Here is a 22156-nt window from a genome sequence, read left to right as displayed (position 1 = left end):
ATCAAAACTTCCGTACTGCAGCATTTTCTTCGGTGCCAGACCCAAGGACAAGCCGCACGGGTACGGGGAATGGAATATACAACAAACTCTGTTGTATTCACGCACGAAAGAATCCGGCGCAAGACTTGCATGCGCGGCAACGTTTTCGCGGGATCTTAGGCGCTCAAGGCCGCCAGCCGCTGGCGCGCCTGTGCCAAGTCTGCATCACGCATGCGCGCCGCTGTCTGCAGCACGGCTTTTTCTGCGCCGGCCACGCCGGCAGCGGCGGCCATCGACAGCCACAGATAGGCCTGCTGCAAATCGAGCGGCGCACCCTGGCCGCTGGCGGCCATCAACCCCAGGTTGAACTGGGCGCGCGCATGGCCCTGCTGCGCGGCCAGCGCATACCAGGCGCAGGCGGCGACATAATCCTGCGGCACATCCTGGCCATTGTCATGCCGCAGGCCCAGCACGAACTGCGCCATGCTGTGGCCTTGCGCCGCGGCCCGGCGATAACAGGCGCACGCCTGCACGCTGTCTGGCGCGGGGCCATCGTCACGGTCGTGCAGCACGCCTTGCATATACTGCGCCGGCGCATAGTCCTGTTCGGCCGCGCGCCGGTACCATTCCAGCGCCAGGCCCACGTCCTGCGGCACGCCCTGACCATGCTCATAGCGCAGGCCCAGGTCGAACTGTGCGCGGACATGGCCCTGGTCAGCTGCCTTGCGATACCAGAACACGGCCTCGGGCTCATTGGCGGGCACGCCCTGCCCCTGCGCATGCAAGTGGGCCAGCTGGTATTGGGCCGCCGGAAAACCCTGTTCGGCCGCCTGGCGGTAAAACATCAGCGCCCGCGCGTAATCCTGGGTGGCATGTTCGTGATGCAGTCCCAGATTGTGCTGCGCGGCGGCATGGCCCTGGCCTGCCGCCTTGGCGTACCAGCTGAGTGCCGCCTGCTTGTCGCCAGGGACACCCCGGCCATTGTCGTAGATCAGGCCCAGGTTGAATTGCGAACTGGCGTGGCCCTGCTCGGCAGCGCGCCGGTACCATGCGATGGCCAGCCGGTAGTCTTGCGGCAGCACCTCGCCATTTTCATGGCGCAGCGCCAGGTTGAACTGGGCTGGCGCGTACCCCTGCTCGGCCGCCTTGCGCAACCAGCCATTGGCCTGTTGCCGGTCTTGCGGCACGCCCTGGCCATTGTCGTAGCGCAGGCCCAGGTTGAACTGGGCCCGCGCATACCCCTGCTCGGCCGCCTTGCGGTACCAATTGATGGCTTGCACAAAATCCTGCGGCACGCCCTTGCCATTGTCGTACATCATGCCGAGATTGTTTTGCGCGCCCGCGTCGCCCTGCTCGGCCGCGCGGCTGAACCAGAGCATGGCCTGGCTGCTATCTTGCGCCACGCCCTGGCCCTTGGCATACAGCCAGCCCAGGTTGTACTGGGCCGCCGCATACCCCTGCTCGGCCGCCTTCAGATACCAGTGTGCGGCCTGCGTGAAATCCTGCGCCACGCCCTGGCCCTTCTGGCACATCACGCCCAGGTTGTATTGCGCGTGTTCCAGCCCTTGCGCGGCCGCCAGGCCATACCAGTGCAGCGCCTGCGCATAACTTTGCGCGATGCCCTGGCCATTGAAATACATGAAGCCCAGGCTGTGCTGGGCATTCGCATGGCCCTTCCCGGCCAAACCTTTCAGGCGCAGATAATCCGCCGTATAGGAAGCTTCAGCTGCGTCCATGCGTCAGGCTTCGATGGCCAGCGGCCGCGGCGCAGGGCTGGCCGCGTCGGCGATCAATCGGTTCTGTTCTTCCAGCACGGCGATGAAACTCGATAGCGAAATCGGCCGGTGGTACAAATACCCCTGCATCGTGGTGCAGCCCTTGTCCTGCAGATAGCGCGCCTGGCCTTCCGTTTCCACGCCTTCGGCAATCAGGTGCAGGCCCAGCCCGCGCGCGATCGAGATGATGGCCAGGATGACGGGATAGTGCCCGTTCTCGTCGTGGATTTCCTTCACAAACGACTGGTCGATCTTGATGGTGTGGATGGGGAAGCGGTGCAGGTAGGACAGCGAAGAATAACCGGTGCCGAAATCGTCGATGGCCACCGACACGCCCAGCTGGCACAGCTTGTTCAACTGTTCGATCGCATACTGCGGATTGCGGATGCAGATGTTTTCCGTGATTTCCACTTCGATCTTTTCCGGCGCAATGCCATAACGTATCAAAGCGCCGCGCATCTTCTCGAAAAAGTCGCCGCGGTCCAGGTATTGCGGCGAGAGGTTCAGGGACAGGCGCACCGCTTCGCCACCGGCCGCGTTCCACTGCAACAGGTCGCGGCACAGGGCGCCCAGCATCCAGTCCGAGATCGGCAGCATCAAGCCATTGTCTTCGGCAAATGGCAGGAATTCGCCGGCCGTCAGCAAGCCACGCTGCGGATGGTTCCAGCGCATCAAGCCTTCCGCGCCCACGATACGGCCCGTCGTCACATCCACCTGCGGCTGGTAATACATTTCCAGCTGGTTCAGCTCCAGCGCCTTGCGCAGGCTTTGTTCCAGCGCGATCTTCTGGTGCGACACATCGAGCATGGACTCATGATAAAAACTGTGGCCATTCTTGCCCAGCGCCTTGACCTGGTACATGGCGATGTCGGCATGGCGCAGCAGTTCATCGATGGTTTCGCCATCGCCCGGATAGATGGCGATGCCGATCGAGGCCGAGATATGCACCTGGTTGCCATCGAGATCGAAAGGCTGGTGCAGGCATTCGAGGAATTTGTCGGCGATGGTGCGCGCATCCTGGCGGTCGCGCAATTCGGGCAGCACGATGGTGAACTCGTCGCCGCCCTGGCGCGCCAGGGTGTCGCCACGGCGCAAACAATCCTTGAGTCTCAGGGCAACCTGCTGCAGCAATTCGTCGCCTTTCACGTGGCCCAGGGTATCGTTGACCAGCTTGAAGCGGTCCAGATCGATGAACATCACGGCCAGTTCCGTCAGCTTGCGGCGTGCCTGTATCACGGCCAGGCCCAGGCGGTCCTTGAACAGCATGCGGTTCGGCAGGTCGGTCAGGATATCGTGGTAAGCCTGATAAGAAATGACTTCTTCGGCGCGCTTGCGGTCGGTGATGTCGCGCGCCACGCCATAAGTGCCGAAATACTCCTGCTTGCGCGTCTCGTGATCGGCGCTATGCACGCCGATCGAGGTCAGCGGTATCGTCATCAGGGTATTGTTGAAGGTGCGGTCGCTGCCACCGCCGCTATGGCACTTCAGGCGCAGTTCCACATTGCGCGAGGCGCGGTCGTCCAGGCGCCGCTCATTGAAGGCGTAGCGCGCACGCTCCTGGTCTTCATCATGCACCAGGATCGAATAATGACTGCCGATCAGCTCTTCACGGCTAAAGCCCAGGATCTGCTGCACCCGGTCATTGATGAAGGTAATGCGCCCTTCGTGGTTCAGGGTATAAATGATGTCGGGCGAGCTGTCGACCAGGTAGCGGTACATCTTTTCCGAGGTTTCCAGCTGCGAGGCGATACGTTCATTTTCCAGCGCCAGCTTGCGCTTTTGCAGCGCGTTCTCCACCGTTTTCAGCAGTTCTTCGTGGCTGTACGGCTTGCGCAGATAATCATAAGCCCCCCGCTTCAGGGCACCGATGGCCGCTTCGATGCCGACGTCGCCGCTCATCACGATCACATCACCCTCGATACCGCGCCGGTTGATATGGTCCATGATTTCATGACCACTCATGTCGGGCAGGCGCAAGTCCAGCAGGATCAGGTCAAAGCGCAGTTTCGACAGCTGCGCCAGCGCCTCGCTGCCGCAAGTGGCCGTGTGCAGCTGATAAGCACGGTCCTTCAGCAATTCGTACAGGGACGCGAGCAAGCGGGGCTCATCGTCGACCAGCAGGATACGCGGGCAATTCTCAAGGTCGAACGGGGTAGCGGAGGAGTTCATGGACGTTACGAAAACAGGGCGGTGTTACCGAGTACCGGCACGGGAGCGGAAGCGGCGACGCTCTGCGCCAGCGGCAGCAGGATTTCAAACGAGGTGCCGGACTTGCTGCTGCGGCAGCCGATCACGCCATGCAGGCGGGTGAGCAGTTCATGCACGATAGACAAACCCAGGCCATGGTGTGCGCCTTCCTTGTGGCTGCGCACGGGAGAAAACAGATTGGCCAGTACTTCGGGCGCCAGGCCGGTGCCGTTATCGCTCACGCTCAGCTCCAGGTACAGGCGCCGGTCACGGTTGACGTGGCCACGGTTGCGCACCTCGATGCGTCCGCCATCGGGCAGCGCCTCGATGGCATTCTTGAGCAGGTTGAGCAAAATCTGCTTGAGGGTATCGGCGTCCGCCTCGACGTCGCACGAGGCATCGTGCATATGGGTCACGATCTCGATTTTCGCCGGCAGGAAGTCGGTAGCGCGGAACAGGCGCAGCACGTCGTCGACCACGCGCGCGCAATTGCTTACGCCGCTAGCGACCACGGGCTGCAGATCGGCCAGGCCGTGGATCAAATGGCCGACCCTGTCGATTTCTTCATTCAGGATCGCCATCTCGCCCACCACCGGCTCCTGCCTTGCCAGCTTGTTATCGAGCACACCGAGGTAGTTCTTGATGATGGACAGCGGGTTATTGACTTCATGTACCACGCGGCGCGACGCTTCGCGGTATTCCTCGGCCACGTGATCGAGCTGGCGCCGCGCATGGCCGCGCGCACTGACGGCCGCTTCCAGCGCACTGGCCGCCTGGTTGCCATAGGCGCGCAAAAAACCTTCGCGTTTCTGGCTGGCGGGAATCTGCCACGCGGCCACGCCGCCGATCAAGACACCCAGGCTGCGCTGGCCCGACACCAGGGGCAGGCACACCAGGCTGTCGGTGCCCAGGATGCGGAACAGCTGTTCTTCGACGATGCCCAGCCCCGGCATATCGCGCTTCAAAAAGGTCAAGCGGCATTCCAGCGCCGACGCGGCCAGCGGTCCGCCGTGCGCCAGCGGCACTGAAAAACCGGCCAGGCGCTGCTGCTGTTCGCCGGCCGCCACGCCCATCAGCGCATGGCCGCTAGCGTTTTCCAGCAGGATGACGGTGGTCTCGAAATCGAACAGGATACGCGCCGAGCGCGTGATCGCCTCGAACAGGCTGGTTTCTCCCTGCTGGCGGGCGAAGGTCTGGCCCACCTCGGACACCAGCACCATATTGCGCACGTCTTCGGACAGGCGCTGCTGCACCGGGTCGACGGGCGGCGGCGCGTAGGCGGGCGGCGTGACGATATCGTCGGCGCCGGCCAGGTCTATCCCCAGGTGCTGCGCCGCCTGTTCCACCTGGCGCGCGGCGCTGCTGGCAATCGCATCGAGCACCTCTTCCTCGATTGCGCACAACTGGCGCGCCTGCGCGATCGCCTCGGTATCGCCGGCGTGGCAGCACAACAGATGCGCCAGGCGCACGATGCGTATCAAGGGATGGCTGGCCTCCAGGCGCGCCAGCGGTTCATGGTGATACAGCACGCTGTCGGCCAAAAAGGAATCGAGGCGCCAGCGTTCAATCAGCCAGGCACCCGCTTCGGCATGCGTAATTTGCAAGGTGCGCTGCTCCACCGCGCACAGGGCTGCATCGTCGCGCGCCGTGAAATTGTAGGCATATTCCTTGGGCGCCGTGGCCAGCAGGGCCAACCGGCCCACATTGTGCAGCAGGCCAGCCAGATAGGCTTCCTCGGCCTGCGGGTAGGCCATGGCCTTGGCAATCGCGCGCGCCATGACGGCGGCCGAGAGCGAGCTTTTCCAGAAAGCGCGCAGATCGGTACTGCCGGAATGGGGGAAGCTGTTAAAGGTCTGGAACACCGATTCGCTGATGACCAGGGTCTTGATCATGTCCGTGCCCAGCGACACCAGCGATTGTTCCAGGCTGATGTCCCGGCCATGGCGGTGATAGGCCGAACTGTTGGCCACGCCCAGTATCTTGCTGGTCATGCCCGCGTCCTTGGCGATCAGGGCGGCCAGTTCAGGCATGCCGGCATCGTCGGCTTGCAGGTGGGCGATCAGTTTGATGAGGATCTGCGGCATGGCCGGCAGACGGGCAATCAGCAAGCGATTGCGTATATCTTGATCGGATTGATGCATCGTATCAGGCATTGCCGGTTCAAAAAGGAAGAGCGCTCAGCTGCGAAGCGCGGCCACGTTCAGAGGAATCCTCCACTCCTGCATGCCAAAAATATACCGCCCGAGAGGATGCCATAAAAAAGTCATAGTATCATTAAGCGCCCGATATTACTTGCAATAGAGAAAACCAAGTTGAAATAAATCCACCTTTATCCAACAGTACCTTTATCGTTTGACGGAGCCCAGCAAGCGGTGGCGGAAGCGGCGCGAAATCAGCCACAGCACCAGGGCCAGCCCCGTAAACGCCAGCTGGCCCGACGCCAGCCACAACACGGAGCCCGACAACAGCGGCGAAATGACACCGGCGACGATCGCGCCCAGCAAGGTGCTGGCAAACGACTGGCACGACGCCACCGTGCCGCGGATATGCGGGAACAGGTCGAGCGCCAGCAAGGTCGCGCCCGGCCCCACCAGCGACATGCCAAAGGTGTAGAAGAACAGCGGCAGCACCGTCCATGGCAAGGCTGGCGGCAAGAACAAATGGTAGGCCACGTTGACGCTGGAAGCGCACAGCAGGAAGGCAAAGCCGATGCCGATCTGGCGCGCGAACGTGATCTTGCCGGCGATGCGGTTGGCCGCCAGCGCCCCCAGGAAAATCCCGCTCACGCAGGGAATGAACATCCAGCCGAATTGCGGCGGCGCCAGGTTCAGCTGCTTGGGCAGCATTTCCGGCGCGGCCGTGATGAACAGGAACAGGCCGGCGAAATTGAGGGCCACGATGCCAGCCTTGATGTGAAACAGGGGCGAGCGCAGGATCTCGCCGTAGCTCGACGCCAGGAAACGCGGATTGAAGGGCTGGCGTTTTTCCAGCGGCAGCGTCTCGGGCAGGCGCCAGTAGCAGAACGCCAGCAGGATCACCGTGTAGCCCGCCAGGAACAGGAAAATCGTGCGCCAGTCGAACCAGACCACGATCCAGCCACCCAGCACGGGCGCGACGGCCGGGGCAATGGAAAAGATCATGGTCACCAGCGACAGCAAACGCGCCGCCGCCGTATCGGAATACAGGTCGCGGATGATGGCGCGGCTGATCACCACGCCGGCACCGGCCGACACACCCTGCAAAATACGGAAGAACCACAGGTAGTGCACGGTATGGGCCGAAGCGCAACCGAGCGAACCGATAGCAAACATCAGCAGCGACACGAGGATCACGTTGCGCCGGCCGAAGGCGTCGGAGATCGCGCCATGCCACAGCACCATGCCGGCGAAGGCCAGCATGTAAAACGTCAGCGACTGCTGCACTTCCAGCGGCGACGCCTGCAAGGTCGTCTGGATATTGCTGAACGCGGGCAGATAGGTATCGATCGACAGCGGCCCCAGCATCGACAGGCCGGCCAGCATCGTCGCCAGCGCCCCCCGGCTCAGCGGCGCCATATGGCTGGGAGTCGGAGGCGGCACCGGCGTGACCGGATCTGGCGGCACATTGGCCGGCGGGGTGGGAAACATGAACTATCCAAAGTGACGCGCAGACCGGAATCGGTCTGCGGTTTAATGCATTACCATGAACTTCTACAGACTCCAAAATAGCTGAGAAAACCGTAGCGAGCGGAAGGGAGAGGTAGCCGAGAAGCGCAACCGTACACTAGTACGGTGAGCATCGCAGACTGCCTATCCCGACGCGCAGCAGGTTTAATCAGCTATTTTTTGGTTTGGCTTCTTCGCGGCGGTTGTATCCGGCCACCATATCGAAGCGGAACAAACGGCATTCCAGCGCGCCGTTGAAGAATGGCGTCTTGCGCGCTTCCTTCAAACGCAGCAGCTTGGGCAAGCCCAGGTCGGCGGTGAACAGGAACACGGTCCAGCCGGCGAAGCGCTGCTTGAGGGTGGTGCCCATGGCCGAGTAGAACGAAGTCGACAACTCATCTTCCGGGATGGTGCTGTCGCCACGCACGCCGATACGCTCGCCGTACGGCGGGTTGGTCAGCATGATGCCAGCCACATCGCTAGGCGGCTTGACTTCCTGCGCTTCGATCTGCTTGAGCGGCACCTCGAAACGCACACCGGCGCAACGCAGGTTGTGGCGCGTCATGGCGACCATGTCGCCCGAGATATCGCTGCCGAAAATTGTCGGCTCCAGAGGCAGGGGATTGGCCTTGATGGCGTTCTTCATGGCGTTCCACGGCGCCGGATCGAAGTCGTGGAAATTTTCAAAGGCGAACTGGCGCGAGGCGCCCGGTGGAATGCCCTGCACCATTTGCGCCGCTTCGGCCAGGATGGTGCCGGAACCGCACATCGGATCGAACAGCACCATGCCCGGCTTCCAGCCTGACACGCGCAGCAGGCCGGCCGCCAGGTTTTCACGCAGCGGCGCGTCGCCTGTCTCTTCACGCCAGCCGCGCTTGAACAGCGCTTCGCCCGAGGTGTCGAGGTAAACGGTAAAGGTGTGCGCGTCGAGGAAACCGACGATGCGCATGTCCGGCGTCTTGGTGTTGACCGATGGACGCTCGTTGAACTGGTCGCGGAAGCGGTCGCAGATCGCATCCTTGATCTTCAGGGTGGTAAATTCCAGGCTGCGCAGCGGCGATTTGACGGCGGTAACATCGACGCGGATGGTGTGATGCACGCCGAACCAGTCTTCCCAAGGCTGCGCCAGGGTCAGGTCATAAATATCGTTTTCCGTCTTGTAGCCGGAATGGGCCATGCGCATCAGCACGCGCGAAGCGATACGCGAGTGCAGGTTGATGCGGTAGGCGTCGAGCAGATCGCCCGAGCAATGCACGCCGCCCGGTACCTGATTGTGTACCTTCAGGGTCGTGCTGTCCTGGGCGATCTCGCCCAGTTCCTCGGCCAGCGCCGCTTCCATGCCGCGCGGGCATGGGCAAAAATATGAAGCCATGGTTGGTGTACCCTTTATCCATTGTGTTGAGCGCCCGCTAGATTACAGGCGCTGCTTACTACGTTAAAAAAAATACTAAATTAAAAAAACTGCTCTTATTTACTGTCTGCCAGCGCGCGCTCGACAAAATCGAGGCGGTCCTGGCCCCAGTAGCCTTCGCCATCGACGATATACCACGGCGAACCAAACACGCTGGCGGCGGTGGCCGCTTCGGTGTTGGCGTCGTACTCTGCCTGCACGCTGGCGGTCTCCGAGGTTTTCAGCAACTGGCGGCCGTCAAAGCCCGCATCCGTGGCGATCTGCACCAGGGTTTCTTCATCGCCGATATTGCGCTCCTCGGCCCACAGGCCGCGCATGATGGCGTGCGCCAGCGTCAAAGAGGCGTCCACGCCATGCGCCAGGCGCGTGGCGATGATCAGCTTGGCCGACGCTTCCGGCGAGACAGGGAAAAACTTCGGCTGCACATTCAGGGGCACTTGCAAAAATGCCGACCAGCGTGCCAGTTCGGTCAGGCGGTATGCCTGTCGCTGCGGCGCGCGCTTGGCCAGCGGCAAGCCGCCCGATACGCTGAAGACCTTGCCCAGGTCGAAGGGACGCACGTCGATCTGCGCGCCGGTTCTGGCGGCGGTTTCGATCAGACGCGCATGGCCCAGATAGGTCCACGGCGAATGGGGCGCAAAAAAATACTGGACTGTCTTGTTTTGGCTGTTGCTCATATTGTCTCTCTTAAAAAGGCTTGACCACGACCAGCACGACCACGGCCAGCAGCATCACCACCGGCACCTCGTTGAAGTAGCGGAACCAGGTATGGCTGCGTTTATTAAGGCCTTTTTCAAACTTGCGCAGGATGGCGCCGCAAGCGTGGTGATAGCCAATCAACAGCACCACGAAGGTCAGCTTGGCGTGCATCCAGCCCGGCATCTTGAAGCTGCCCCCGCCACCGCCGTACTGCATCCACAGCAGGATCAGGCCAAATACCATCGCCGGCAGCATCAGCAAAGACATGAAGCGGTACAGTTTGCGCGCCATCAGCAGCAGGCGTTCGGTGGCTACCGTTTCCGTTTCCATCGCCAGGTTCACGAAGATACGCGGCAGATAAAACAGGCCGGCGAACCAGGACATCACGAAAATGATGTGCAGAGCTTTAATCCAGAGAAAGAGCATGGTGCTTCCAGTGTCAGAGGTAACGAAGGAGTAAAACGGGCCTGCTGACCCGTCTGGGGAACTTGTTTGCGTACTTTATTTGCGCACTTCACCGTGGCCGAAGACCACGTATTTGAGCGAGGTCAGGCCTTCCAGTCCGACCGGGCCGCGCGCATGCAGCTTGTCGTTCGAGATGCCAATTTCGGCGCCCAGGCCATATTCGAATCCGTCTGCAAAGCGCGTGGAGGCATTCACCATCACGGAAGCCGAATCGACTTCACGCAGGAAACGCAGCGCATCGCTGTAGTCTTCCGTGATGATGGCTTCCGTGTGCCTGGACGAATACTGGTTGATATGGTCCATGGCTTCATCGATGCCGTCGACGACCTTCACCGACAAGATCGCCGCCAGGTATTCGGTAGACCAGTCTTCCTCGGTGGCGGCCACCAGATGCGGGTAGCCCGCCAGAATCGCGTAGCTTTCCGGATCGGCGCGCAGCTCGACCTGCTTGGTCAAATACAGTTCGGCCAGTTGCGGCAGCACTTGCGGCGCGATGCTCCGCGCCACCAGCAGGGTTTCCATGGTGTTGCAGGTGCCATAGCGGTGGCACTTGGCGTTAAAGCCGATATCGAGCGCTTTCTTGATATCGGCCTTGGCGTCGATGTAGACGTGGCAAATACCATCGAGGTGTTTGATCATCGGCACGGTCGCCTCCTGCATCAGGCGCGCGATCAGGCCCTTGCCGCCACGCGGCACGATGACGTCCACGTATTGCGGCATGGTGATCAAGGCGCCAACGGCGGCGCGGTCGGTAGTATCGATCACTTGCACCGCATCGGCCGGCAGGCCAGCTCCCAGCAGGCCTTCCTGCACCAGTTTGGCCAGGGCGCGGTTGCAATGGATGGCTTCCGAACCGCCGCGCAAAATGGTCGCGTTGCCGCTCTTGATGCACAGGCCGGCCGCATCCACCGTCACATTGGGACGCGCTTCATAGATGATGCCGATGACACCCAGCGGCACGCGCATCTGGCCCACCTGGATGCCCGTCGGCCGGTATTTCATGTTCGAGATTTCGCCGATCGGGTCAGCCAGCGCAGCGATCTGCGTCAAGCCTTCGACCATGGTGGCAATCGCCGCGTCGGACAGGGTCAGGCGGTCCAGCATGGCCGGCGCCAGGCCGGCGGCGGCGGCGGCATCGAGGTCGCGCTGGTTGGCCGCGCGCAGCAGGCCCGCATCGCGCACGATGGCGGCGGCGATCAGGCTCAGGGCGCGGTTGCGCGTGGCGCTGTCGGCGCGGGCCATGGCGCGCGAAGCGGTGCGGGCGCGCGTGCCGACGTCCTGCATATATTCAGTGATATCCATGCTCTTATCCATAAAATTACCCTCTGGCGATCTTCAGGCCCAGTTGCAGCATGGCGTCCCAGGCGTCGCCCGCGTGCCCCCTGGCGCGCAAGCCCTTGATCATCTTGTCTACCTGCGCCGCTTCCTGCAGCGCCGCGTCGAGCACGGGCAGCGAAATGCGCCGCAGTGCCGGCTCCATCATCCGCTCACGCGGTCCCCAGATGCGGTACTCTTTCAGCAACGCGCCCAGTGGCCGCCCTTGCGCCATACCAGCCTTCAATTTTAACAGCGTGCGGATTTCTTCGGAGACGGCCCACAAGACCAGCGGCAGCGCCTCGCCCTCGCCCTTCAAGCCTTCGAGCATGCGCACCAAACGCGCCGTATCTCCAGCCAGCATGGCTTCGGACAACTTGAAGACGTCATAGCGGGCCACGTTCAGCACCGCGTCCTGCACTTGTTCATACGTCAGCTTGCCCGCTTCGTGCAGCAAGCCCAATTTCTGGATTTCCTGGTGCGCCGCCAGCAGATTGCCTTCTACCCGGTCGGCGATGAAATCGATGCTGGCGCGTTCGGCGCTCTGCCCTTGCGCCGCCAGCCGCTGGCCTATCCAGGCCGGCAGCTGCGCCCTTTCCACATTGGGAATGTCGATGTAGACGGCAGCCTGCTGCAGGCTGGCCACCCAGGCCGCCTTTTGCGTTGCCCAGTCCAGCTTGGGCAGGGTAATCAGGGTGAGGTTGTCGGGACTGAGATTTTTCGCATAGCTTTGCAGCGCCGCGCCGCCATCCTTGCCAGGCTTGCCGGTGGGGATGCGCAACTCAATCAGCTTCTTGTCGCCAAACAAAGACAGTTCCTGGTTGGCGGCCAGCAGCTCGCCCCATTTGAAGCTGCGCTCCACCGTCAGCACGTCGCGTTCGGAATAACCTTGCGCGCGCGCGGCGCGGCGGATCTTGTCGGCAGCTTCCAGCGCCAGCAGATGTTCGTCGCTGGTGATCACATACAGTTGCGCCAGCGGCTTGCTTACATGCCCGTCCAGCGCGTCTATCCGCAATTGCATGTTGTGCCCGTTCCGCTTACTTCTGCACGGCCGGCACGGCCGGCACGGCAGGCGGCACCGGTGTCACTGGCGTCACTGGCGTCACTGGTGCGACAGGCGCTACCGACATGGCCGGCAGCACCGGCTTGATCGCGGCCAGGCGGCGCATGATCTGCTGCACCAAATCGTTGCGCATGTCGCGGTACAGGCCCGCTTCTTCCGTTTCCTTGGCCAGCAGCTGCGTCGAGTCGAAGGTGATCGGACGATTCAGGCTGATGGTCGTAGGTCCCAGCAGCTGGTTACCCGCCTTGTCGATCACGCGGAAGACGATCGAATAGCCCAGCTGGTACTGGCCTACCTGGCCATTGCTGTTCAGGATCAAAATGGTTTTCGTACGATTCTTCTCCGGATCGCTGATCACGTCGAACACGGCGTCGGCCTCGTCCCTGGTCTCGACGATTTCCGTGCTGCCAATGGCGCGGATATAGCGCTTCAAGTCGATCGCCAGCGGCGACGAAGCAGGCAGCGAGATATGCATCGTCGCGAACGGCAGCATGAAGCTGCCATTCGTGCCGCGCAGATGAAAACCGCAAGCCGACAGCAGGACAGCCAGGCCCAGCGCCAGCATGGCGCGCCATGTACGCCCACCCAACAACGATACGGAAAAAGAAGTCGCCATAAGTTTTACACCACGATGCTGATTAACTTGCCAGGCACGACGATCACTTTCTTCGGCGTGGTCTCGATGTACTTCTGCACACTTTCACATGCCAGCGCGGCCGCTTCGATGCTGGCTTTATCCGCATCCTTGGCTACCGTGATGGAGCCACGCAGCTTGCCGTTCACCTGTATCATCATTTCGATCTCGGCCTGCTCCAGCGCTTGCGGGTCCACTTGCGGCCAGGAAGCGTTGAGCAGATCTCCGTGTACGCCAGCGTAACCCAGTTCTTGCCACAGCACGTGGGTGATGTGCGGCGCGACAGGATTCAGCAGGCGCAGGAAGATGGAATAACCTTCGGCGATCAGCGCGTTCGACTGTGCGCTGTCGTCCAGCTTGGCCGATTCCAGCGTATTGAGCATCTTCATGCAGGCTGACACCACGGTGTTGTACTGGATGCGCTTCAAGTCGTAATCGGCTTGCTGCAGGATTTTGTGCAATTCGCGGCGCAGGTTTTTCTGCGCCTCGCCCGTCGCGGCCGCAGGGCCGGCGGCCAGCGCTGCGTGGATCGTGGCCGACTTGGCATAGCCGAAGTTCCACACGCGGCGCAGGAAGCGGTTGGCGCCTTCGACGCCGCTGCCCGACCATTCCAGCGTCTGTTCCGGCGGCGAAGCGAACATGGTGAACAGACGGGCCGTGTCGGCGCCATACTGTTCGATCTGCGCTTGCGGGTCGATGCCATTGTTTTTCGACTTCGACATTTTTTCCGTGCCGCCGATTTCCACCGGCTCGCCATCAGCCACCAGGATCGCGCTTTGCGGACGGCCCTTGTCATCCAGGGCCAGGCGCACGTCGTCCGGGTTGAACCAGGTGGTCTTGCCAACTGCATCCTTGCGGAAGTAGGTTTCGTTCAGCACCATGCCTTGCGTCAGCAGGTTGACGAAAGGTTCGTCGAACTTGACCAGGCCGAAATCGCGCATGATCTTGGTCCAGAAGCGTGCGTACAGCAAGTGCATGACGGCGTGTTCGATGCCGCCGATGTACTGGTCCATCGGCATCCAGTAATCATTGCGCTCGTCGACCATGGACTCGTTCGCGCCTGGCGAGGTATAGCGCATGTAGTACCACGACGAATCGACAAAAGTATCCATGGTGTCGGTTTCGCGGCGTGCAGGCTTGCCGCACTGCGGGCAGTCGCACTGCAAAAAGGCTTCGTATTTGTTCAGCGGGTTGCCCGTGCCGTCCGGCACGCAGTCTTCCGGCAGCACCACCGGCAAGTCTTTTTCAGGCACCGGCACCACGCCGCAATCGGCACAATGGATCATCGGGATCGGCGTGCCCCAGTAACGCTGGCGCGAAATGCCCCAGTCGCGCAGGCGGAAGGTGGTTTTCTTTTCGCCCAGGCCCAGTTCTGCCAGGTCGGCGGCCACCGCATCGACCGCGGACGCGAAATGCAGGTCGTTGTATTTTCCGGAAGCGATGCACACGCCATCCTTCTCGCCATACCATTCCTGCCAGGCGTCCGTCGAGAATTCCTTGCCCTTGATCTCGATCACTTGCTTGATCGGCAGATCGTATTTTTTGGCGAAGCCGAAATCGCGTTCATCATGCGCCGGCACGCCCATCACGGCGCCGTCGCCGTAGGTGATCAGCACGTAATTGCCGACCCAGACTTCCACTTGCGCGCCCGTCAACGGATGGGTGACGAACAGGCCGGTCGGCATGCCCTTCTTCTCCATCGTTGCCATGTCCGCTTCGATCACGGAACCGAGCTTGCATTCGGCGTTAAAAGCTGCCAATGCAGGATTGGTTTGCGCGGCGTGGATCGCCAGCGGGTGCTCGGCCGCCACGGCGCAGAAAGTCACGCCCATCACGGTGTCTGGACGGGTGGTAAACACATACAGCTTGCCGTCGCCGATCAGCGAGCCAGCGGCATCCTTGATCTGGTGCGGGAAGGCGAAGCGCACGCCGGTCGACTTGCCGATCCAGTTGGTCTGCATGGTGCGCACGCGCTCGGGCCAGCCCGGCAGCTTGTCATCGACATAGGCCAGCAGCTCTTCCGCGTAATCGGTGATGCGCGCGTAGTACATCGGGATTTCGCGCTTTTCGATCAGCGCGCCCGAACGCCAGCCCTTGCCGTCGACCACTTGCTCGTTGGCCAGCACGGTCTGGTCGATAGGGTCCCAGTTCACGGTGCCGGTTTTTTTGTAGATGATGCCTTTTTCCAGCATCTTGAGGAACATCCACTGGTTCCACTTGTAGTATTCCGGCTTGCAGGCGGTCATTTCGCGCGACCAGTCGATGGCCAGGCCCATCGATTCCATCTGCTGCTTCATGTGGGCGATATTCGAATACGTCCATTGTGCAGGCGGCACATTATTGGCCATGGCCGCGTTTTCCGCCGGCATGCCGAACGCATCCCAGCCCATCGGCATGAGCACGTTGTAGCCATTCATGCGCAGGTAGCGGTACATCACATCATTGATCGTATAGTTGCGCACGTGACCCATGTGCAGCTTGCCCGAAGGGTAAGGCAGCATCGAGCAGGCAAAGTACTTGCCTTTTGGAAAACGCGGATCGTGTTCGACGGCTTTATAGGCATCGATCGCCTTCCAGTGCGATTGAGCGGCTTGTTCGACGTCGGCGGGACTATATTTATCTTGCATGATGTATGTGGGACCAGCGTGGCCCAGCCAATAGTGAATATGAACCGAGCATTATACTGGTTGTCGCCGCCCGATAGCGCGGCGCGGCGCCTGCCCGGCCTGGCATATTTTTGCAGGCGTCAATAAACACCATGTGCCACCCCTGGCCTGCAGTGTGTAATATGCAGCAATCTTATTCTTTGCACCAAGCCCGGCCATGATCGTCTACCAGGAATATGCCCCGCTTCCCGCCTTGCGGCCATGGCTGGCCTGCGTCTGGACCTGCCGCGTGCAGGCGGGCAATAGCGTCCTCACGCACCAGGTCTTGCCCGATAATTGTATCGACATCCTGTGCCAGGACCAGCAGGACTCCAGCTTTGCCGTCGGCATGATGACGGCGCCGATCAGCGTGGTCAGCCAGGGCCTGGTGCAGACGGTGGCGGCCCGCTTCAAGCCGGGCGCGGCGGCAAGCTTCTTTCGATTGCCACTGTGCGAGCTGAACGATGGCCGCACCGATATCCAGACGCTGTGGGGCCGCGACCTGGCGGCGCGCTTGGCCGACGCGCTGTGGAGCGATCCCCTGGAAAATGAGCAACGAATTGCTATTTTGCAAGACCACCTGCTGCTGCGCCTGCGCACGGGAGCGCCGCCGTCTGCACCGGGCCTGACGGGCCACGCCATTGCACTGATCGAGCGCACCCAGGGCAGGCTGCGCGTCGATAGCCTGGCGGAACAATTGAATGTGTCACGCCAGCATCTGGCCCTGCAATTCCGGCACAAGGTCGGCATCAGCCCCAAGCTGTTTGCCCGCATCTGCCGCTTTCGGGCGGCCAACGCTGCCTTGCAGCGCGTACAAGGGGCGCCGGACTGGGCGCAGCTTGCCCTGGAACATGGTTATTTCGACCAGTCGCACTTGATCCACGACTTCCAGGACTTCGCGCACAGCTCGCCCGAAACCTGGCTGGCCGGCAAGCAACTTTGACTACCTTCCATTTTTACAATCATCCCCCACGCACCGGTGGCATGATGGCGTCATTCACACACACAGGAGCAGAACATGATCAAGGGCTTGCGCACCGTCACCTATCCCGTCCCCGATCTGGAGCAGGGCAAAGCCTGGTACAGCCAGGCCTTTAACAAACAGCCGTATTTCGACCAGCCGTTTTACGTGGGCTTTGCCATCGCCGGTTTCGAGCTGGGCCTGCTGCCGGGCGGCACACCTGGCACCCAGGGCAGCGTGACTTACTGGGGCGTGGAAGGCATCGAGGTCGAAGTCGAACGACTGGTGGGCCTGGGCGCTACCCTGCACCACCCGCTCACGGATGTGGGCGACGGCATCCGCACGGTAGAGTTGCTCGACCCGTTCGGCAACCAGATCGGCCTGATCGACAACCCGCATTTCGATACGTCCAAAGTCATTTAAGCAGCCTCGCCTTGCAGCCACAGGCGAAATTGCTGCAAGGCCAGCTTTTCATGTGCCGCTTCCGGCGTGATCAAATAATAGGCGCGCTTGCCGCGCAGCGGACGGTCGCAGACGATCAGCAACTCGCCGCGCGCCAGCTCCGTTTCCACCAGCATGCGTGGCAGCAAGGCCACACCCTGGCCTTGCGCGGCGGCCATCGACAGCATGGAAAACAATTCATAACGGGCGCCGTAGCGGGCCAGCGCGCCATCGACTTGCATCGCGTCAAACCACTGGCGCCAGGCGCCGGGCCGCGTGCTTTGCTGCAACAAGGTCAGTTCCAGCAAGTCCTGCGGCTGCCAGCTGCTGCGCTGCGCCAGCAAGCGAGGGCTGGCCACCGGCACGATATCTTCATGCATCAGCAAGGTGGCGCGCGTGCCGGGCCAGCGCGCCAGTTGCTCGGGCGTGCCCGCATACAGGGCCGCATCGTATTCCGTATCGGCAAACATGAACGGTTTCGTATAGGCATCGATATGCACGATGATGTCGGGCTGCTGCGCGGCCAGGCCGGGCAGGCGCGGCATCAGCCAGCGGGTGGCAAAGGTCGGCACCGACGCCAGCTGCAAGGCGCCACCGCCGCCCTGGCGCGCCATGGTGTCCAGGGTATCGCGCTCCAGTCCGTCGAGGCGGGCGGCGATCTGACGCGCATAGCTGGCGCCCGCCGGCGTGAGCAGCACGCCGTGGCGCGTGCGCTGGAACAATTGCACGCCCAAAAAACTTTCCAGCGATGAAATCTGGCGCGAGACGGCGCTTTGCGTCAGCGACAGTTCGCGCGCCGCATGGGTATAGCTCTGGTGGCGGGCGGCGGCCTCGAAACAATGCAAGGCTTGCAGCATGGGAATTTTGCGCGACATGGCGGTGATGGCAAAAGAAAACGCCAGTATGCCGCAAGATATGCGTCACACGCATGTCTGGGTGCAAAAAAATCGTTTGCCTCGGGCACGATGAAAATCTACCATGAGCCACATTCAATCTTGCGCCGGCCTTCCTCGGCGCTCACCTGCGAGGCCTGTGATGAGCAAAGCTGTATTCGACTGGAATTCCCCCCTGCTGCTGGACGAACAACTGACGAGCGACGAGCGCGCCGTGCACGATGCTGCGCGTGACTATTGCCAGGGCAGCCTGGCCCCGCGCGTGCTTGAATCGTTCCGCCACGGCCGCACCGACGCCGCCATCTTCCGCGAAATGGGCGCGCTGGGCTTGCTGGGCACCACGATACCCGAACAATACGGCGGCGCCGGCCTGAACTATGTCTGCTACGGCCTGGCCGCGCGCGAAGTCGAACGCGTCGATTCGGGCTACCGCTCGATGATGAGCGTGCAATCGTCCCTGGTGATGGTGCCCATCAATGCCTTCGGCAATGAAGAAACAAAGCAGAAATACCTGCCGAAGCTGGCGACCGGCGAATTCATCGGCTGTTTCGGCTTGACGGAACCCAACCACGGCTCCGATCCGGGCAGCATGGTCACGCGTGCGCGCAAGGTGCCGGGCGGCTACAGCCTGTCGGGCGCCAAGATGTGGATCACCAACAGCCCGATCGCCGACGTGTTCGTGGTCTGGGCCAAGGATGATGAAGGCGCGATCCGCGGCTTCGTGCTGGAAAAAGGCTGGAAAGGCTTGAGCGCACCTGAAATCCACGGCAAGGTCGGCTTGCGTACCAGCATTACCGGCGAAATCGTGATGGATGAAGTATTTTGCCCTGAAGAAAACGCCTTCCCCGACGTGCGCGGCTTGAAAGGCCCGTTTACTTGCCTGAACAGCGCCCGCTACGGCATCGCCTGGGGCGCACTGGGTGCGGCAGAAGACTGCTACGTCAAGGCACGCCAGTACACCATGGACCGCCAGCAATTCGGCCGCCCGCTGGCCGCCAATCAATTAATTCAAAAGAAACTGGCCGACATGCTGACCGAAATCACCATGGGCTTGCAAGGCTGCTTGCGCCTGGGCCGCATGAAGGATGAAGGCTCGGCCGCCGTGGAAATCACTTCCATCATGAAACGCAATAGCTGCGGCAAGGCGCTCGATATTGCCCGCATGGCGCGCGACATGATGGGCGGCAATGGCATCTCCGACGAATTCGGCGTGATCCGCCACCTGGTCAACCTGGAAGTGGTCAACACCTATGAAGGCACGCACGACGTGCACGCGCTGATCATCGGCCGCGCCATCACCGGCATCGCCGCCTTCAACTGATGACCAGCCTCGCTTCCACCCTGCGGCCCGCGCCCTTGACCGGCTTGCGCGTGCTGGACCTGTCGCGCGTGCTGGCCGGACCGTGGGCCGGACAATTGCTGGCCGACCTGGGCGCCGATGTCGTGAAAGTCGAGCAACCGGGCCGCGGCGACGATACGCGCACCTGGGGTCCGCCCTACCTGAAGGATGAAGACGGCCGCGACACCGCCGAGGCCGCCTATTTCCAGTGCGCCAACCGCAACAAGCGCTCGCTGTGCATCGACCTGGCTGCGCCCGAAGGCCAGGCGCTGGTGCGCAAACTGGCGCAAGAAGCCGATGTGCTGCTGGAAAATTTCAAGCTGGGCGGCTTGAAGCAATATGGCCTGGACGCAGCCAGTTTGCTGGAGCTGAACCCGCGCCTGGTGTATTGCTCGATCACCGGTTTCGGCCAGGATGGACCGTACGCGGCGCGCGCCGGCTATGACTTTTTGATCCAGGGCATGGGCGGCTTGATGAGCATCACGGGCGTGCCCGATGGTGAGCCGGGCGCAGGTCCGCAAAAAGTCGGCGTGGCGCAAACCGACATCATGACGGGTCTGTACGCCACGGTGGCCGTGCAGGCAGCGCTGGCCGAACGCGAACGCTCGGGCCTGGGCCAGCATATCGACCTGGCCTTGCTCGACGTGCAAGTGGCGGCCCTGGGCAATCAGGCCGCCAACTTCCTGTGCGGCGGCAAGGTGCCGCAACGCATGGGCAATGCGCACCCGAATATCGTGCCTTACCAGGATTTTCCGACAGCCGACGGCGACATGATTTTGGCAATCGGCAACGATGGCCAGTTTTCGCGCTTTTGCGCCATCGCCGGCCACCCGGAATGGGCGCTGGACGAACGTTTCGCCACCAATCCGCAGCGCGTGGCGCACCGGGCAATATTGATACCGCTGTTGCGCCAGACCACGGTGATGCGCACCACGGCGGAATGGATCGCTGCGTTTGAAGCGGCGGCCGTGCCTTGCGGCCCCGTCAACCGCATCGACCAGGTGTTTGCCGACCCGCAAGTGATCGCGCGCGGCTTGAAAGTGGAAATGCCGCATCCGACGGCGGGCACGGTGGCGCTGGTGGCCAACCCGGTGCGCCTGTCCGCGTCACCAGTGCAATACCAGCGGCCGCCACCGCTGCTGGGCCAGCATACGGACGAGGTACTGCAACAATGGCTGGGGCTGGATATTCATGAAATTGACGGCTTGCGGGGACGCAAGATCGTTTAAGACAAAACGCGGAACAGTAAAACTGTTCCGCGTTTTTTATTTCAGCACCAGTTTCAGCGCCGGCTTTTCGCCGTAGTCTTCATAGCGCTCATTGATGCCGGCCACGCAAAAGGTGATTTCTTCCAGCAAATCAGGCAGCTGCGTCTTCATGGCTTCCGCATCCTGCAGCACGATTTCCAGCACTTCATTGGGTTTCAGACGAAACTTCGTCATGTTTTCGTCGTCGCGCAGATAGCTGAGGCAATCGACCCAGGCGTCGATATTGTTGCCATAGAACTCGGGGAAACCCAGGACCTGCACGCATTGCGCGTGAAAGCTGGCTTCGTCGGTGATGTCTTTTCCATTCAGTACAGCTGTAGGCATATCAATTCTTTTCTATCAAATAGGGCGGCGCCGGATCGGTGATAAATCCTAGCCGTCGCAGCCCGTGGGATTGGGCGGCGGCCATCAACTGGGCCACCGCCTCATAAGGGGTATGCTTATCGATGCGCAATTGCAGCTGCGGCGGAGTGGCTTGCTGCGCCGCCTGCGCCAGGCGGACCTCCAGCATCGTTGGAGTCACAGCCTGATTATTCCAGAACAATCGCCCGTCTGCATCGAGCGCCACGGTGACTGTTTCGCCAGGCGCCGCTGCAGCATTGACCTTGACTTGCGGCAATTCCAGCGGCAGCGCTTGCGTAAACACGGGCGCGGCCAGGATAAAAATCACCAGCAAGACCAGCATCACGTCGACCATGGGCGTGACATTGATGTCCGCCATCGCGGCATTCTGGTGTCTACCTTGCTGGAAGGCGCCGAAAGCCATCATGTTTCCCGGTGCACGAGCGCATACGCATGCAGATCATGCGCAAAAGCATCGAGTTCGGCCAGGGTCAGGCGGTTGATCCGGTTCAAGCCGTTGTAGGCGAGCACAGCGGGAATCGCCACCAGCAAGCCGGCCGCCGTCATGATCAAGGCTACACCGACCGGCCCCGCCAATTGTTCGACCCGCACAGCACCGCCTTGCGACACGGCAGCCAGTGCATGGTAAATGCCCCAGACCGTTCCCAGCAAACCGACAAACGGCGCCGTCGCGCCTATCGACGCCAGGGTGGTCAACCCCCATTCCAGGCGCACGGTGGCATGCTGTATCGCATCGCGCAACAAGCGCGTCAATTGATCGGCAAGCGGCAGCGTGGCGTCCAGCGATGCTCTGCCTTGCCCGGCCTGGACTTGTGCCAAGGGTAGATAAATTCGCTCGGTATCGCCCAGCGCCAGCACGGCCAGGCCATCGTCAAAGCTGGGAGCTGCCCAAAAATCAGGCAGACGGCGGGCGCCGCGCCGTACATGCCAGGCAGCCACACCCTTGCTCAGCATCAGATACCAGCTCAGCAGGGACATGGCCAGCAGCACGTAAGCAACAGCGTGACTGGCAGCGTCGCCCTGGTTCCAGTATTGCGCCAGGCTCAAGTGATTCACTGTGCCTGGCGCCATGATC

Annotated in this window: 19 protein-coding genes; 4 read left to right on the top strand and 15 right to left on the bottom strand. The window is 61.7% G+C overall.

The genetic code is table 11. The annotated features are described in order from the left end of the window. Positions 1 to 155 precede the first annotated feature (155 nt). From HDE72_RS15335 to leuS, 11 genes are all read right to left on the bottom strand, one after another. On the bottom strand, positions 156 to 1715 hold the full coding sequence (locus tag HDE72_RS15335) for an SEL1-like repeat protein (RefSeq protein WP_183742380.1): 1560 nt from the start codon (positions 1713 to 1715) through the stop codon (positions 156 to 158). A 3-nt stretch (positions 1716 to 1718) separates the two neighbouring features. Then, on the bottom strand, positions 1719 to 3923 hold the full coding sequence (locus HDE72_RS15330; RefSeq protein ID WP_183742378.1) for an EAL domain-containing response regulator: 2205 nt from the start codon (positions 3921 to 3923) through the stop codon (positions 1719 to 1721). A gap of 5 nt (positions 3924 to 3928) precedes the next feature. Then, positions 3929 to 6082: an HDOD domain-containing protein gene (locus HDE72_RS15325; protein ID WP_183742376.1), complete on the bottom strand. Its 2154-nt coding sequence runs from the start codon at positions 6080 to 6082 to the stop codon at positions 3929 to 3931. 204 nt (positions 6083 to 6286) lie between these two features. After that, positions 6287 to 7567 carry a multidrug effflux MFS transporter gene (locus HDE72_RS15320; protein WP_221291281.1) on the bottom strand — a complete coding sequence of 427 codons (1281 nt, stop codon included), beginning with the start codon at positions 7565 to 7567 and terminating at the stop codon, positions 6287 to 6289. Between the two features lie 187 nt (positions 7568 to 7754). Continuing rightward, positions 7755 to 8957 (bottom strand): THUMP domain-containing class I SAM-dependent RNA methyltransferase, encoded by a 1203-nt coding sequence (locus HDE72_RS15315; protein WP_409254971.1) that lies wholly within the window; start codon positions 8955 to 8957, stop codon positions 7755 to 7757. A gap of 95 nt (positions 8958 to 9052) precedes the next feature. Continuing rightward, positions 9053 to 9673 carry a 2-hydroxychromene-2-carboxylate isomerase gene (locus tag HDE72_RS15310; protein WP_183742374.1) on the bottom strand — a complete coding sequence of 207 codons (621 nt, stop codon included), beginning with the start codon at positions 9671 to 9673 and terminating at the stop codon, positions 9053 to 9055. Between the two features lie 10 nt (positions 9674 to 9683). Beyond that, positions 9684 to 10121: a CopD family protein gene (locus HDE72_RS15305; RefSeq protein ID WP_183742372.1), complete on the bottom strand. Its 438-nt coding sequence runs from the start codon at positions 10119 to 10121 to the stop codon at positions 9684 to 9686. 75 nt (positions 10122 to 10196) lie between these two features. Then, positions 10197 to 11462, bottom strand: a complete 1266-nt coding sequence (locus HDE72_RS15300; RefSeq protein ID WP_183742370.1) for a glutamate-5-semialdehyde dehydrogenase — start codon at positions 11460 to 11462, stop codon at positions 10197 to 10199. 16 nt (positions 11463 to 11478) lie between these two features. Next, complete coding sequence (gene holA, locus HDE72_RS15295; RefSeq protein WP_183742369.1) at positions 11479 to 12495, bottom strand: DNA polymerase III subunit delta; 1017 nt, start codon at positions 12493 to 12495, stop codon at positions 11479 to 11481. A gap of 16 nt (positions 12496 to 12511) precedes the next feature. Further along, entirely contained in the window at positions 12512 to 13153 is a 642-nt protein-coding gene (locus tag HDE72_RS15290; RefSeq protein ID WP_183742367.1) for an LPS-assembly lipoprotein LptE, read from the bottom strand. A 5-nt stretch (positions 13154 to 13158) separates the two neighbouring features. Next, the gene (leuS, locus tag HDE72_RS15285; protein ID WP_183742365.1) at positions 13159 to 15798 is read right to left on the bottom strand and encodes a leucine--tRNA ligase; all 2640 of its coding nucleotides are present in this window, start codon (positions 15796 to 15798) and stop codon (positions 13159 to 13161) included. Positions 15799 to 15994: 196 nt separating this feature from the next. Between leuS and HDE72_RS15280 the strand changes: the two genes are divergently transcribed. Together HDE72_RS15280 and HDE72_RS15275 are read left to right on the top strand one after the other, a co-directional pair. Continuing rightward, positions 15995 to 16759, top strand: a complete 765-nt coding sequence (locus tag HDE72_RS15280) for an AraC family transcriptional regulator (protein ID WP_221291280.1) — start codon at positions 15995 to 15997, stop codon at positions 16757 to 16759. A gap of 75 nt (positions 16760 to 16834) precedes the next feature. Further along, positions 16835 to 17200 carry a VOC family protein gene (locus tag HDE72_RS15275; protein ID WP_183742363.1) on the top strand — a complete coding sequence of 122 codons (366 nt, stop codon included), beginning with the start codon at positions 16835 to 16837 and terminating at the stop codon, positions 17198 to 17200. Here HDE72_RS15275 and HDE72_RS15270 read toward each other — a convergent pair. After that, positions 17197 to 18093, bottom strand: coding sequence for a LysR substrate-binding domain-containing protein (locus HDE72_RS15270; protein ID WP_183742360.1), 897 nt, complete (start codon positions 18091 to 18093; stop codon positions 17197 to 17199). The genes HDE72_RS15275 and HDE72_RS15270 overlap by 4 nt on opposite strands. A gap of 160 nt (positions 18094 to 18253) precedes the next feature. Here HDE72_RS15270 and HDE72_RS15265 point away from each other — a divergent pair, with 160 nt between their 5' ends. Next, entirely contained in the window at positions 18254 to 19432 is a 1179-nt protein-coding gene (locus HDE72_RS15265) for an acyl-CoA dehydrogenase (protein WP_183742358.1), read from the top strand. Next, the gene (locus HDE72_RS15260) at positions 19432 to 20679 is read left to right on the top strand and encodes a CaiB/BaiF CoA transferase family protein (RefSeq protein ID WP_183742356.1); all 1248 of its coding nucleotides are present in this window, start codon (positions 19432 to 19434) and stop codon (positions 20677 to 20679) included. The genes HDE72_RS15265 and HDE72_RS15260 overlap by 1 nt, the downstream gene beginning before the upstream one ends. A 36-nt stretch (positions 20680 to 20715) precedes the next feature. On the opposite strand, the gene HDE72_RS15255 is transcribed toward HDE72_RS15260, so the two are convergent. The 3 genes from HDE72_RS15255 to HDE72_RS15245 are packed head-to-tail and all read right to left on the bottom strand — an operon-like array spanning position 20716 to position 22152. Beyond that, complete coding sequence (locus tag HDE72_RS15255) at positions 20716 to 21042, bottom strand: barstar family protein (RefSeq protein WP_183742354.1); 327 nt, start codon at positions 21040 to 21042, stop codon at positions 20716 to 20718. A 1-nt stretch (position 21043) separates the two neighbouring features. Beyond that, a complete protein-coding gene (locus HDE72_RS15250; RefSeq protein WP_311735245.1) occupies positions 21044 to 21487 on the bottom strand; it encodes an ExbD/TolR family protein in 444 nt (147 codons plus the stop codon). Continuing rightward, positions 21484 to 22152, bottom strand: coding sequence for a MotA/TolQ/ExbB proton channel family protein (locus HDE72_RS15245; RefSeq protein ID WP_183742352.1), 669 nt, complete (start codon positions 22150 to 22152; stop codon positions 21484 to 21486). The genes HDE72_RS15250 and HDE72_RS15245 overlap by 4 nt, the downstream gene beginning before the upstream one ends. Positions 22153 to 22156 lie beyond the last annotated feature (4 nt).

Source organism: Janthinobacterium saanense (assembly GCF_014200675.1).
Taxonomy (GTDB): Bacteria; Pseudomonadota; Gammaproteobacteria; order Burkholderiales; family Burkholderiaceae_D; genus Janthinobacterium.
Note: the sequence above shows the minus strand (reverse complement) of the source record. Positions and strands in the feature narration are given on the sequence as shown.